The 13,984-nt window shown below is 72.0% G+C and carries 9 protein-coding genes; 3 read left to right on the forward strand and 6 right to left on the reverse strand.

Features of this window, described 5'->3' with window-relative positions:
* Positions 1 to 11: 11 nt before the first annotated feature.
* Both IEY99_RS29000 and ileS read right to left on the reverse strand, forming a co-directional pair.
* The gene (locus tag IEY99_RS29000; protein WP_189207245.1) at positions 12 to 686 is read right to left on the reverse strand and encodes a lysophospholipid acyltransferase family protein; all 675 of its coding nucleotides are present in this window, start codon (positions 684 to 686) and stop codon (positions 12 to 14) included.
* A gap of 148 nt (positions 687 to 834) precedes the next feature.
* Positions 835 to 3,951, reverse strand: coding sequence for an isoleucine--tRNA ligase (ileS, locus tag IEY99_RS29005; protein ID WP_189207246.1), 3,117 nt, complete (start codon positions 3,949 to 3,951; stop codon positions 835 to 837).
* 313 nt (positions 3,952 to 4,264) lie between these two features.
* On the opposite strand from ileS, the gene IEY99_RS29010 reads away from it, so the two are divergent.
* A complete protein-coding gene (locus tag IEY99_RS29010) occupies positions 4,265 to 4,702 on the forward strand; it encodes a carboxymuconolactone decarboxylase family protein (RefSeq protein WP_189207247.1) in 438 nt (145 codons plus the stop codon).
* 283 nt (positions 4,703 to 4,985) lie between these two features.
* On the opposite strand, the gene ndk is transcribed toward IEY99_RS29010, so the two are convergent.
* Entirely contained in the window at positions 4,986 to 5,405 is a 420-nt protein-coding gene (gene ndk / locus IEY99_RS29015; protein WP_189207248.1) for a nucleoside-diphosphate kinase, read from the reverse strand.
* A 224-nt stretch (positions 5,406 to 5,629) separates the two neighbouring features.
* On the opposite strand from ndk, the gene IEY99_RS29020 reads away from it, so the two are divergent.
* Positions 5,630 to 8,314, forward strand: coding sequence for a VOC family protein (locus IEY99_RS29020; RefSeq protein ID WP_189207249.1), 2,685 nt, complete (start codon positions 5,630 to 5,632; stop codon positions 8,312 to 8,314).
* A gap of 293 nt (positions 8,315 to 8,607) precedes the next feature.
* On the opposite strand, the gene IEY99_RS35325 is transcribed toward IEY99_RS29020, so the two are convergent.
* From IEY99_RS35325 to IEY99_RS29035, 3 genes are all read right to left on the reverse strand, one after another.
* Positions 8,608 to 8,913, reverse strand: coding sequence for a DUF4233 domain-containing protein (locus IEY99_RS35325; RefSeq protein ID WP_373293458.1), 306 nt, complete (start codon positions 8,911 to 8,913; stop codon positions 8,608 to 8,610).
* Between the two features lie 191 nt (positions 8,914 to 9,104).
* The gene (locus IEY99_RS29030; RefSeq protein ID WP_229799352.1) at positions 9,105 to 10,376 is read right to left on the reverse strand and encodes a bifunctional folylpolyglutamate synthase/dihydrofolate synthase; all 1,272 of its coding nucleotides are present in this window, start codon (positions 10,374 to 10,376) and stop codon (positions 9,105 to 9,107) included.
* An 88-nt stretch (positions 10,377 to 10,464) separates the two neighbouring features.
* Complete coding sequence (locus IEY99_RS29035) at positions 10,465 to 13,104, reverse strand: valine--tRNA ligase (protein ID WP_189207252.1); 2,640 nt, start codon at positions 13,102 to 13,104, stop codon at positions 10,465 to 10,467.
* A gap of 80 nt (positions 13,105 to 13,184) precedes the next feature.
* Here IEY99_RS29035 and IEY99_RS29040 point away from each other — a divergent pair, with 80 nt between their 5' ends.
* The gene (locus tag IEY99_RS29040) at positions 13,185 to 13,898 is read left to right on the forward strand and encodes a hypothetical protein (RefSeq protein ID WP_189207253.1); all 714 of its coding nucleotides are present in this window, start codon (positions 13,185 to 13,187) and stop codon (positions 13,896 to 13,898) included.
* Positions 13,899 to 13,984: the final 86 nt, after the last annotated feature.

Below are 13,984 nucleotides of genomic sequence, written 5' to 3' on the forward strand. Positions count from 1 at the left end.
CGAGCGCCGGCTCAGGTGGCGCGCGGCGGGGCGTAGCGCGGCACGTACTCCTGGCCGGTCAGCTTCTGGATCTCGGCCATGACCTCGTCGGTCAGCGCGCGCAGCGAGGTGCGGTCGTCGGCCCGGCCGACGGTCTCGATCGGCTTGCCGAACTTCACCGTGACCTCGCCCTTGCCCTGGCCCCACTTCGGGTACGGCTGCCCGATCGGCTGCACCTTGTCCGTGCCGATCATGCCGACCGGGATGATGGGCACGCCCGCGGCGACGGCGAGCCGGGCCACGCCCGTACGCCCGCGGTAGAGCCGACCGTCCGGAGAGCGCGTTCCCTCGGGGTAGACCGCGACCATGTCGCCGCCCTTGAGCACCGGGATGGCGCCGTCGAAGGCGGTCAGCGCGGCCCGGCCGCCGCCGCGCTCGACCTTGATCGCGCCGAGTCCGCGCATGACGAACTTGGTGACCATGCCGCTCAGGCCACCGCCGCGGAAATATTCCGCCTTGGCCCAGAAGGCGATGTGCCGGGGCACGACCGAGCCGAGGAACAGCTCGTCCGCGACGGACAGGTGATTGCCGGCGAAGATGGCGCCGCCGGTGGCCGGGATGTTCTCGAGGCCTTCGACGCGGGGTCGCCAGCCGATCATCATCGCCTTGCCGACTGTGATTTTGCCGATCGAGTAGAGCAGCGGCAACGTGTTCCTCCGGCGGGCATGCTTCGAAGAAGTGGGGGGGGGCGGTAGGACGATAACCGACGCCACCGGGGAAACTCTCGTCGAGCTTGGCACCGGGCTCGGCATTTACCGCGTAAGACGGCAAATGCCGAGCCTCATCAGGTACCGCTCAGACCGTACGGAACACCGAAACCGTGACGGTCTCGCCGTCGCCGGCCTCACCCGCGAAGCCCTCGTCCACGGCGCCGAAGCTCAGCGACGTGGCCAGGGTCTCGGCGGCGACGAAGTCGCGATGCGCCTGCACCGCGGCCACGACCGCGTCGGAGGCGGCGACGGTGAGCGCGATGCGGTCCGAGACGTCCAGGTCCGCGTCGCGCCGGGCCTGCTGCACCACCCGGATCACGTCGCGGGCCAGGCCCTCGGCGGCGAGTTCCGGGGTGACCTCGGTGTCGAGCACGACGACACCGCGGTCCCCGGGCAGCGGCGCGGAATTCTCCACGTCGGCCGCGACGAGCTTGAGCTCGTACTCGCCCTCCTGCAGGGTGACACCGGCGGCGACGGGCGCGCCGTCGACCAGCTCCCACTCGCCGGCCTTGACCGCCTTGATCACCTGCTGCACCTGCTTGCCCAGGCGCGGCCCGAGGGCCCGCGGCACCACGGTCAGGACCTGGCGGCAGTACGCGCTCAGATCGGCGCTGAGCGCGACCTCCTTGACGTTGACCTCGTCCGACAGCAGGTCCTGGAACGCCCGCAGCCGCTCGGCGTCGGGCGTGGCCACGGTGAGCCGGGCGAGCGGCAGGCGTACCCGCAGCGCGCGCGCCTTGCGCAGCGACAGAGCCGCCGACGCCACGTCGCGGATCGCGTCCATCGACGCCACGAGCTCGTGGTCCGCCGGGAACGCCTGTGCCTCCGGCCAGTCGGTCAGGTGCACCGAGCGGCCACCGGTCAGCCCGCGCCAGATCTCCTCGCTGGTCAGCGGGGCGAGCGGCGCCACGACCCGGCACAGCACCTCGAGCACGGTGGCCAGGGTGTCGAACGCGTCGGCGTCGCCGGCCCAGAAGCGGTCCCGGGAACGGCGCACGTACCAGTTGGTCAGCGCGTCGAGGTACGACCGCACCGCGCCGGCCGCGCCCGAGATGTCGTACTCGTCCATCCGGGTCCGGACGTCGGTGACCAGCTCGTTGGTCTTCGCCAGGATGTAGCGGTCGAGCAGGTGCGTCGAGTCGGTCCGCAGCGTCGCGGTGTGACCCGACGCGTTCGCGTACAGGCTGAAGAAGTACCAGACGTTCCAGAGCGGGAGCAGCACCTGCCGGACCGAGTCGCGGATCGCGGTCTCGGTGACCGGCATGTCCCCGCCGCGCAGCACCGGCGACGACATGAGCATCCAGCGCATGGCGTCCGAGCCGTACGTGTCGAACACCCGGTAGACGTCCGGATAGTTGCGCAGGCTCTTGGACATCTTGCGCCCGTCCTCGCCGAGCAGGATGCCGTGGCTGAGGCAGTTGCGGAACGCGGGCCGGTCGAACAGCGCCGTGGCCAGCACGTGCATGGTGTAGAACCAGCCGCGGGTCTGGCCGATGTACTCGACGATGAAGTCGCCCGGGTAGTGGTGCTCGAACCACTCCTTGTTCTCGAACGGGTAGTGCACCTGTGCGAACGGCATCGACCCCGACTCGAACCAGCAGTCGAGCACCTCCGGCACCCGGCGCATGGTCGACCTCCCGGTCGGGTCGTCCGGGTTGGGCCGGGTCAGCTCGTCGACGTACGGGCGGTGCAGGTCGGTGACCTTCACCCCGAAGTCGCGCTCCATCTCCTCGAACGAGCCGTAGACGTCGACCCGCGGGTAGTTCGGGTCGTCGGACTTCCACACCGGGATGGGCGAGCCCCAGAAGCGGTTCCGGGAGATCGACCAGTCCCGGGCGTTCGCCAGCCACTTGCCGAACGAGCCGTCCTTGATGTGCCCGGGCGTCCAGGTGATCTCCTGGTTCAGCTCGACCATCCGGTCCCGGAACTTCGTCACGGCCACGAACCACGACGACACCGCCTTGTAGACCAGCGGGGTGTCACAGCGCCAGCAGTGCGGGTACGAGTGCGTGTAACCCTCGTGCCGCAGCACCTGGCCGCGCCCCTTGAGGTCGGCGATGATCGGCTTGTTGGCGTCGAAGACCTGCACGCCCTCCCACGGGCCGACCAGCGACGTGAAGCGGGTGTGCTCGTCCACGGTCACGATGGTGGGGATGCCGGCCGCGTTGCAGACGTTCTGGTCGTCCTCACCGAAGGCCGGCGCCTGGTGCACGACGCCCGTACCGTCCTCGTCGCTGACGTAGTCGGCGGCCAGCACCTGGAACGCGTTCGGCCCGGCCTGCTCGACCAGGAAGTCGAACATGGGCGTGTACCGGCGCCCGGCCAGCTCGCTGCCGCGCACCGTCCCGACCTGCTCGTACCCGTCCAGTTCCCGGGCGTACGCGGCCACCCGCCCGGCGCCGAGGATGAGCTTGCGGCCGTCCTTCTCCAGCACGGCGTAGTCGATGTCCGGTCCGACGGCGAGCGCGAGGTTCGACGGCAGCGTCCACGGCGTGGTGGTCCACACCGCGATGTCCTCGCCGGTCTCCAGCCTGAACGTGACGGTCAGCGCCGGGTCCGTGCGGTCGCGGTAGACGTCGTCCATCCGCGTCTCGGTGTTCGACAGCGGCGTCTCGCACCGGAAGCAGTAGGCGAGCACCCGGAAGCCCTCGTACACCAGGCCCTTGTCGTGCAGGGTCTTGAACGCCCACATGACCGACTCCATGTAACTGGGGTCGAGGGTCTTGTAGTCGTTGCCGAAGTCGACCCACCGGGCCTGCCGGGTGACGTACCGCTCCCAATCCTTGGTGTACGTCAGCACGGACGTGCGGCAGGCGTCGTTGAACTTGTCGACGCCCAGCTCGAGGATCTGCGCCTTGGTGCTGATGCCGAGCTGCTTCTCCGCCTCCACCTCGGCGGGCAGCCCGTGGGTGTCCCACCCGAACCTCCGCTCGACACGCTTGCCCCGCATCGTCTGGTAGCGGGGGACGACGTCCTTGACGTAGCCGGTGAACAGGTGCCCGTAGTGCGGCAGCCCGTTGGCGAACGGCGGGCCGTCGTAGAAGACGTACTCGTTGCTGCCGTCCTGGCCGGCGGGGCGCTGGTCGACGGAGGCCTCGAAGGTCTTGTCGGCCGCCCAGTGCTCGAGCACGGCCCGCTCGACCGCGGGCAGGTCCGGGCTCGCGGGCACGCCGGAGGCGTCGGTGTGCTGGGGATACGCCATCGGTGGCTCGCTCTCCTCGCAGGTCACGTGGACTGCGAGGACGAGCTCGGCAGAGCCCGCGGTACCACCTCGCTTGACGGTCGCCGTGCGGCCGCCCGCTCGTTTCGCCGGCGGGGATGCGGGCCGGTGCCGCCCGGTTCTACTGAGACCCGGATCCGGGTCCGTTCTTCCGGAGGCTCCCCGGTGATGGCCGGATCAACGCCTGCTGGAACCACGATACCGCGGCGCGCATCCGGTTTTCCCGCGCGTCGCTGTCACACGGCCGGGGGCTGTCTCGTCCTGGGGGTGACATCGCAACTCACAGGAGGTTCTCATGCCCCGCTTGACGATCGACCAGGTCGCCCCGGGCGCCTACCGCGCGGTCCTCGGCATGGAGCAGTACTGCCGGCAGACCGTCGACCCGACCCTGCTGGAGCTGATCAAGCTGCGCGCCTCGATGGTGAACGGCTGCTCGTTCTGCACCGACATGCACAGCCGTGAGGCGCTGGAGCAGGGAGAGTCGTCCCGCCGCCTCTTCGCCGTCTCGGCATGGCACGACGCGCCGTTCTTCAGCGAGCGGGAGCGGGCGGCACTGGCGCTGACCGACGCGGTGACCCGGCTCGGCGAGGACGGCGTCCCGGACGAGGTCTGGGAGCCGGCCGCCAAGGCGTTCAGCGAGGAGGAGCTGGGCAACCTGCTCATGGCGATCGCCACGATCAACGTGTGGAACCGGCTCTCGGTCGCCGTACGGAACGAACCGCCCGCCCTCTGAACCACGCGCCCCGGCGCCGCGCCCATGGTCCGCGGCGCCGTGGCGCCGGCGTGGTCTTTCCGACGGTGCCGTGCCCCTGGTGCGGCACCGTGGCGCAGGCATGGTCCCTGCCCACGGCGCCCTGCCCTGCTGCGGCGCCGCGGTGCGGGCATGGTCTTTGCCGACGGCGCCGCGGCCCTGGTCAGCGGCGATGGTCTTTGCCGACGGCGCCGCGGCCCTGGTCAGCGGCGCCGGGCCGCGGCGCCGTCCGTGCCGGCGGCGCCGCGCGCCTGCCCGGGGTGGGTCAGAGCTCCGGGAACCAGAGGGCGAGCTCGCGCTTCGCGCTGTCCGGCGAGTCGGAGGCGTGGACCAGGTTCTCCCGGTTGGACAGGGACAGGTCGCCGCGGATCGTGCCCGCGGCGGCCTTGCGCCCGTCGGTGGCGCCGACCAGGGTCCGCACGACCGAGATCACCTCGTCGCCGGAGAGGACCGCCGCGACCAGCGGGCCGCCGGTCATGAACTCCTTGAGCGGCGGGTAGAAGGCCTTGTCCACGTGCTCGGCGTAGTGCGCGTCGGCCAGTTCCGCGTCCATGGTGCGCAGCTCGAGCGCCTCGAGCACGAGGCCCTTGCGCTCGAATCGGCCGAGGATCTCCCCGAGCAGGCCGCGCCGCAGCGCATCGGGCTTGACGAGCACGAGCGTGCGCTCGGCAGGGCTGGTGGACACGAAAACGGCCTCCTGGTCGGGGTACGGAACCCGGCGGCAACGCGACACGCCGCTGGTGTCATGCCGGGATGTCAGCCTATCGGTACCGCATCCGGCGCGAGCGGCAACCGCCGGGGCGGAGTGCCCCACGTCTCCGCTGCGAAGCTGCAGCACGCCGGCCGGAGCGCACTTTCCACCGCTGCTCGCCCTACGTAACCTGACGGGTAGTCCCCGGGAGGTCCACAGTGGCGAACCAGAACGGCCGGCCGATCGCGCCGGCCCGCAAGCTCGTGGCCGCGGTGGTCGGCACCATCGCCGCCTTCGTCATGGTGTTCGGCCTCGGCATGTCGAGCTGGGCGATCGTCGCGCTGGGGGTGGCGATGCTGGCCCTGGCGATCAGCACCGGGATGCTCACCGTGGTGCGCCGGGGCGCCCGCGCCTGGGTCTCCGGAACGGCCCAGGTCAAGGCCGTCTCGGAACCCCCCGCCACCGCCGTCTACGGCCGCGCCGAGCTGCTGATCCTGATCATGGCCCCCGGCCTGCCCGCCGTCGAGGTGACGATCCGTGACCCCCGCGTCCCCGTGGCCAAGTGGCCCCACCCCGGCGACATGCTCCCGGTCACCGTCGACGTCGACGACATGCGCCGGGTGAAGATCGACTGGGACGAGGCGGAACCCCACCAGGCGGCCACGACGACGGCACAGCCGGCCTTCTACGAGGAGGACGTGCCGGACGACGACCTGCTCGGAGAACCGGAACCCCCGCCGTGGGCCACGCGCGACCGCCGCTGGGGCCGAGGCCCGGAAGAACCCCCGCCGCCCCCGCCCCCGGCCCCCCGCACGGGCGACCAGGACGACCTCCCCCCGCCACCCCCGCCGGGCGTGATCGTCCGAGACGCCCCCGGAGGCCCGATCCTCGAGGGCCAACTGGTGGACGGCGACTACAGCCAGCCCCTCCCCCGCCGCGCCACCGCGACGGCGACAGCCCCGCCACCACCGGCACCGCCCACCGCACCACCGCAAGCACCGGCGGCGCCGTCCTCGGCGCGGCCCACGGCACCCGCGGCAGAACCGCCGGCGGCATCAGCGGCGCCCTCCCCAGCACCACCCTCCGCACCAGCGGCCCCCTCCGCAGAATCGCCCTCCGCACCAGCCGCTTCCTCCGAAGGATCGCCCTCCGCACCAGCGGCTCCCTCCGCAGAATCGCCCGGAGCTCCACCTTCGCCATCGGATGAGTCCTCGGCGGTCTTCGCAGCATCGCCTGTGGCGTCCGAAGCGCCTCCCACCGCGCCCGCAGAGCCTTCGGTCGCCCCCACGGCGTCGCCTCCCCCGGCGCCGACCCGCCCAGCCGACTCCCGGCCCCGCCCCCGCCCCAGGCCGAGATCAGCGACGCCCACTGAGCCGACGCCGACGGAAGAGCCCTCGGCAGCGCCGCACGAGAAGCTCGCTCCTCCCGGGCCGGCCGACCAGACCGCACCCGCCCGGGACACCGGGCCCGCCATGCCGGCACCCCACCCGGCGGGATCCCCCGACGCCGACATCGACGTCCCCCTGGACGGCGACCCGGAGCCCCCGCCGGAAACCCGCCCCCAGGCCCACGCGGCGATGGCCGCCGGCATCATGGCCCCACCGGCCACCGACCACCCGGCCGCGCCACGCGCAACCGAGCCGCCCGCCGCCGAGCCCCCTGTCACCGAGCCGCCCGCCGCCGAGCCCCCTGTCACCGACCGGCCCCCGGCTGAGCCGCCCACCGCCGAAACGCTCCCGGTCGAACCGCCCACCGCCGAGACGCCGCCGGTCGAACCGCCCACCGCCGAGACGCCGCCGGTCGAACCGCCCACCGCCGAGACGCCGCCGGTCGAACCGCCCACCGCCGAGACGCCGCCGGTCGAACCGCCCACCGCCGAGACACCCTCGGTCGGGTCGCCGGGCGCCGAGGGGCCCCCGGCACGCGACTCCGGCCGGCCCGAGGCCGAGGCGCGCGCCGCCAGAATCCTCGACGCGGAGTCGCGCCGCAAGCCGATGGATGACGCCCTCCTGGGCGATCTCGAACCGCCACCGTGGCAGCAGCGCGCCTCCCAGCCCGAAGCCCCCGCACCGGCGGAACGAACCGAAGTTCAGGCCCCACCGCCACCCTTGCCCCGCTCAGGCGAAACCGGGACCCCGGCGGCACCCGCCCGGCAGAGTGAAGCCCGGCAGAGTGAAGCCCCGCGGAGTGAAACCCCGCCGAGTGAACCCGCGTCGGAGCCGACGGCCACCACAGGCCTCGCCGCCGCCGTCGCAGCCGGCGTAGCGGCCCTCAGCAACGCCTTCCGTGCCAGGCCCTCCGCCAGAAATCCCCAGACCTCTCAAGCGGCACGCCCCTCGTCGTCCGGGGAAGCACCTGAGGACTCGCCGGAGACCGCCCCGGAGGCAGGCCCGGAGGCAAGCCCGAGGAGTGCTGTTCCCGAGCAGGGCAGCCGGCGTAGCCCGTGGTCCGATCTCGAGGGCGGCTTCCAGCCGGACGACCGCGCCGACGAGCTGATCACCGGGTACCCGAGTGCCCGCCCGGGCTCCGCCGGGACCATCCACGGCGTGGGCATCACCGTGCTGGTCACCGACCTGGACCGCTCGATCGCGTTCTACAAGGAGATGCTGGGTTTCCTCGAGATCGACTCCGGCACCGGCAGCGCGGTGCTGGCGTCGGGCGACACGCGGCTGGTCCTGCGTACGGTCCGCGACCTGTCCACCGTGGCGGGTCGTCACATCCACCTGAACCTGGAGGTGGGCGACGTGGAGGCCGTCCACCGGGAACTGCAGAGCAAGGGCGTCGCCTTCGTCCACGGCCCCCGCCCGGTGAACCGGGGCGACAAGCTGGAACTCTGGGCCGCGTCGTTCCACGACCCGGACGACCACAACATCGCCATCACCCAGTGGAAAGCCATCCGCTGACCCGTCAGAGACGATGCCGGTCACCCAGGCCGCGGCGACACCACGGCCGATCCCCGGTCCCGCAACGCCGGAGAGCAGCCGCTCACCCGCCCCCGCCCGAACGGCGGCCGGAGCGCGCTCGGAACGCTGACCGGACTGCGAACGCAGCCGGTCCGCCGCCCGGTCGCCTGCGCGGGATGCCGCCCGGCCTGGGCGGGATGCCGCCCGGCCTGGGCGGGATGCCAGTCGGCCTGGGCGGGATGCCAGTCGGCCTGGGCGGGATGCCGGTCGGCCTGGGCGGGATGCCGGTCGGCTCAGCCCAGGATCGTGCGGCGGACGTAGGTGGCATACACCCAGGCGGCCCCGAAGATGAGCCCGAGCGCGGCCAGCGACCAGTGCAGCAGCCCTGACGCCAGCAGCAGCACCTGCAGCGCCGTGCCCGCGTGCCAGGCCCAGGACCGGCGCATGCTTCCGGCAACCACCGCGGCGGCGAGCGCGAGGCCGACGACCGCGCCGATCCCCCAGCCGCTGAGCTCGCCACCCATGATGCGGATCGGCTGGATCGCGAGCAGGAGCACGATCGCTTCCAGCGCCAGCGTCCCGGAACCCAGGCCACGCACGGCCCCCTCCGGATTCCGCAGCCCCGACCGCAGACCCCCGGCCCCCGCCGCGGTCCCACCGTCGGCCCCGGCAGCGGCCGCGGCTCCAGCCCCGGCCGCGGTGCCGGGCCCGGCGGCGGCTGGATCGAGTTCCGCCCCGGCGGGGAGGGCCGGGTCCGGCACGGGACCGGGGCGCCCCGGCTCCGGCGTCGTCATTTCTTCAGCAGCTTCCTGGCGTCGGCCACCGTCACGATGGACCCGGTGATCAGCACTCCCACGCCGCCCAGCTCGCCGTTGGTGTCCTCCTCGGCGAGCACGACGGCCTCCTCGATCGCGTCCGGCATGGTCTGTGCGACGGTCACCCGGTCCTCGCCGAAGACGTTCGCGGCGGCCTGGGCCAGCTCCGCCACCGGCATGGAGCGGGGCGAGCTGTTCTGCGTGACGACGATTCGCGCCGCGACCGGTTCCAGCAGGTCGAGCAGGCCGGACACGTCCTTGTCGCCGAGCACCGCGACCACCACGACCAGATGGCGGAACGCGAATTCCTCCTCCAGGGCCGTGACCGTGGCGGTCATGCCGTGCGGGTTGTGGGCGCCGTCGAGCAGGATCGTGGGCGCGCTGCGGACGCGTTCGAGCCGCCCCGGCGAGTCCACGCCCGCGAAGCCCTCGCGCACGAGATCGAGCTCGAGCTGCTTGTGCGCCCCGGCGCCGAGGAACGCCTCGACCGCGGCCAGCGCCAGCGCCGCGTTCTGGGCCTGGTGGGCGCCGAACAGCGGGAGGAACACCTCGTCGTACACCCCGCCGAGGCCCTGCAGGGTGAGCATCTGGCCGCCGACCGCCTGGTCGCGGCGTACCACGCCGAACTCGCTGCCCTCCCGCGCGAGCGTGGCGCCCAGGTCGGCGCAGCGTTCGAGCAGGGGCCGCATCGCCTCCTCGGTCTGCACCGCCGTGATCACGGTGGCGCCGCGGTGGATGATGCCGGCCTTGGCCCAGGCGATGTCCTCGATCGTGTCGCCGAGCCACTCGGTGTGGTCGAGCCCGATCGGGGTGATGACGCACACGCCCGCCTCGATGACGTTGGTGGCGTCCTCCTCACCGCCCAGCCCCACCTCGACGACGGCGATGTCCACGGGCGCGTCCGCGAACGCCGCGTACGCCATCGCCGTGGTCATGTCGAAGTAGGTCAGCGGTTCCGGCGCCCGCTTGTCGATCAGATCGGCCAGCGGCGCGACCTCGTCGTACGTGGCGGCGAGCCGCTCCTCGGACACCGGCTCGCCGTCGAGGCTGATCCGTTCCCGGACCGTCTCCAGGTGCGGGCTGGTGTACCGGCCGGTGTGCAGGCCGTGCGCCCGCAGCAGACTGTCGATCATCCGCGCCGTCGACGTCTTGCCGTTGGTGCCGGTCAGATGGATCGCCGGGTACGCCCGCTGCGGGCTGCCCAGCACGTCCATGAGGTCACGGATCTTCTGCATGTCGAAGTCCATGCGGGTGAAGCCACGCGCGTCGAGCGCGGCCACCACCTCGTCAAAGCTGCTCACACCGGGCCTCCGACCGTGCTCGGGACAGGGGTGCTCATGCGGAGGGCAGCGCCGTCAGGGCCGCGGCGATCCGGGCCAGGTCGGCCTCGGCCGTGGCCAGCCGCTCCTTGATCTTCGCCACCACCTGCTCCGGCGCCTTGCCCACGAACGCCTCGTTGCCCAGCTTGGCCCGGCACTGCGCCGCCTCCTTCTCGGCCGCCGCCCGGTCCTTCTCCAGGCGGGCGCGCTCGGCCGCGACGTCGATCGTGCCGCGGGTGTCGAGATCGACCGTGATGCCGCCGGTGATCGCCAGCGTCGCGGTGGCGGTGAACTCGGCGCCGGGGGCGTCGAGCCGGGCGAGCGACCTGATCAGCGGCTCGTGGGTGTCGATGCCGACGTTGCCGAGGCCGGTGAGCGCGGCGCTGACCCGCTGACCCGGCCGCAGGCCCTGGTCGGAACGGAAGCGTCGCACCTCGGTGACCACCTTCTGCAGCGCGGCGAGCTCCTCCTCGGCGGCGTCGTCGATGAGCGCCCGGTCGACCACCGGCCACGCGGCCCGCATGACGGTCTCGGCGCCGGTCAGCACCGTCCAGAGCTCCTCGGTGACGAACGGGATGATCGGGTGCAGCAGCCGCAGCAGCTGGTCGAGCACGTGCCCGAGCACCCGGCGGCTGCGCGCCGCCTCGGCACCGTCGCCGGCCAGGACCGGCTTGCTGAGCTCGACGTACCAGTCGCAGACGTCGTCCCAGGCGAAGTGGTACAGCGCGTCGCAGACCTTCGCGTACTCGTACGTGGCGAACAGCTCGTCCACCTCGGCGACGACGTGCTGCAGCCGGGACAGGATCCACTTGTCGACGGCGGACAGGTCGCTCGCCGCCGGGAGGTCGCCCTCGACCGTGGCACCGTTCATGAGCGCGAACCGCGTCGCGTTCCACAGCTTGTTGCAGAAGTTGCGGGAGCCCTGGCACCACTCCTCGCTGATCGGCACGTCGGAGCCGGGGTTGGCGCCTCGCGCCAGCGTGAAGCGGGTGGCGTCCGCGCCGTACCGCTCGATCCAGTCCAGCGGGTCGACCACGTTGCCGAACGACTTCGACATCTTCTTGCCGTGACCGTCGCGGACCATGCCGTGCAGGTTCACCACGTTGAAGGGCTGCACGCCGTCCATCGCGTACAGACCGAACATCATCATCCGGGCGACCCAGAAGAAGAGGATGTCGTAGCCGGTGACCAGCACGCTGGTCGGGTAGAACCGCGCCAGGGTGTCGGTCTGCTCGGGCCAGCCCATCGTGGAGAACGGCCACAGCGCCGACGAGAACCACGTGTCGAGCACGTCCTCGTCCTGGTGCCAGCCCTCACCGCTCGGCGGCTCCTCGTCGGGGCCGACGCAGACGACCTGGCCCTCGGGTCCGTACCAGACCGGGATGCGGTGTCCCCACCACAGCTGGCGCGAGATGCACCAGTCGTGCATGTTGTCGACCCACGCGAAGTACCGCTTGGAGAGCTCGACGGGCTCGATCGCGACCCGGCCGTCGCGCACCGCGTCCCCGGCGGCCTTGGCCAGCGGGCCGGTGTTGACGAACCACTGCAGCGACAGCCGCGGCTCGACGGTCGTCTTGCACCGCGAGCAGTGGCCCACCGAGTGCTCGTAGGGACGCTTCTCGGCGACGATGCGCCCCTGCTCCCGCAGGGCGGCCACGATCGCCGGCCGGGCCTCGAACCGGTCGAGCCCCTGGAACGGCCCGGGTACGGTGACCACGGCGCGCTCGTCCATGATCGAGATGCTCGGCAGCTCGTGCCGCTGGCCGATCTCGAAGTCGTTCGGGTCGTGCGCGGGCGTCACCTTGACCGCGCCGGTCCCGAAGCCCGGGTCGACGTGCTCGTCGGCCACGATCGGGATGCGCCGGCCGGTGAGCGGCAGCTCGACCTCGGTGCCGACCAGGTGCTTGTAGCGCTCGTCGTCGGGATGCACGGCCACCGCGGTGTCGCCGAGCATCGTCTCGGCCCGGGTGGTGGCCACCACGATGGCGTCGTCGCCGTCGCCGTAGCGGATCGAGACCAGCTCGCCCTCGTCGTCGAGGTGCTCGACCTCGATGTCACTGAGCGCGGTGAGGCACCGCGGGCACCAGTTGATGATCCGGTTGGCACGGTAGATCAGCTCGTCGTCGTACAGCCGCTTGAAGATCGTCTGGACGGCGCGCGACAGGCCCTCGTCCATGGTGAACCGCTCGCGGCTCCAGTCGACGGAGTCGCCGAGGCGCCGCATCTGACCGAGGATCGCACCGCCGGACTCGGCCTTCCACTCCCAGACCTTCTCCACGAACTTCTCGCGCCCGAGGTCGTGCCGGGACAGCTTCTGCGAGGCGAGCTGCCGCTCCACCACGTTCTGCGTGGCGATGCCGGCGTGGTCCATGCCGGGCAGCCACAGCACCTCGAAGCCCTGCATGCGCTTGAGCCGGCTGAGGGTGTCCTGAATGGTGTGGTCGAGGGCGTGGCCGATGTGCAGGGAGCCGGTCACGTTGGGCGGCGGGATGACGATGGAGAAGGGCGGCTTGTCGCTCGCCGGGTCCGCCGTGAAGTAGCCGGCCGATACCCAGTGCTCATACCGCCGCTGCTCTACCTCGCCCGGCTGGTATTGGGCGGAGAGGCCGCCGGTGGGCCGGCTGTCGGGGGTGCGGGTGTCGGTCGATTCGGTCACGCGACAAGTCTACGGAGCCCGTGGGGGTGGGTTGCGGGCGCATGCCCCCGCCTGTGGATAACTGTTGTTAGGCTCGCACGATGTCCGAGCGCCCCGGCGAAACGCACGCCTTCCCGGCCGATCCGCCGGAGACCGCTCGCGACCGTTCCGCGGCCGAGCCGGTGGAGATCGCCTCCGAGCCCTTCCCGCTGACCGAGCCCGCGCCGGAGGCGGCGGAGGCGCCGGCGGAGAAGCCACCCCGCACGCGGACCAAGACCATAGTCCTCGGCTCACTCCTCGCGGTGAGCCTGGCCGGTGCAGGGATCCTCGGGTACGCCGGATGGCGCATCGCCACCCAGAAGGACGCGACCCTCCAGGTGCCGTCCCAGGTGGGCGCCCTGAAGCTGAACACCAGCGACAACGGCCGGTCGACGGCCGACTACCTCCGGACGGCGCTCTCGGCGGACGTGGAGCTGGACAAGGCGGTCGGCGCCGTCTATTCCGACGGCAGCGGCAACGACGTGCTCTTCTTCGGGGGCACCACCCTGTTCTGGACGCCGGAGGACGACCTCGACACCGCCTTCGGTTTGATCTCGGACGCACAGGGCTCGGTGACCGGGCTCCACGACGTCGCCGCCGGACCGCTCGGCGGCACCATGAAATGCGGCACGACGAAATCCGACGCTACGGACATGGCAGTGTGCGGCTGGGCCGACCACGGAAGTCTGGCGCTGGCGATGTTCCCCGGCCGCTCGGAAGCGGACTCGGCCGGCCTGCTCCGCGAGATTCGCGGTGCCACCCAGACCCGCGACTGAGTACGTCCCGCGAACCTCCTGCAAACGGCGAAAGGCCGGTCCCGTGCCGGGGCCGGCCTTCCCAGAAAGTCATCTGCGTCCAAAAC

This window comes from Couchioplanes azureus (genome assembly GCF_014648355.1).
Lineage (GTDB): Bacteria > Actinomycetota > Actinomycetes > Mycobacteriales > Micromonosporaceae > Actinoplanes > Actinoplanes azureus.

Coding starts and splice junctions, on each gene's coding strand:
- ileS (WP_189207246.1), bottom strand. CDS start 3,951: ATGGCGTATCCCCAGCACACCGACGCCTCCGGCGTGCCCGCGAGCCCG.
- IEY99_RS29010 (WP_189207247.1), top strand. CDS start 4,265: ATGCCCCGCTTGACGATCGACCAGGTCGCCCCGGGCGCCTACCGCGCG.
- IEY99_RS29030 (WP_229799352.1), bottom strand. CDS start 10,376: ATGGACTTCGACATGCAGAAGATCCGTGACCTCATGGACGTGCTGGGC.
- IEY99_RS29040 (WP_189207253.1), top strand. CDS start 13,185: ATGTCCGAGCGCCCCGGCGAAACGCACGCCTTCCCGGCCGATCCGCCG.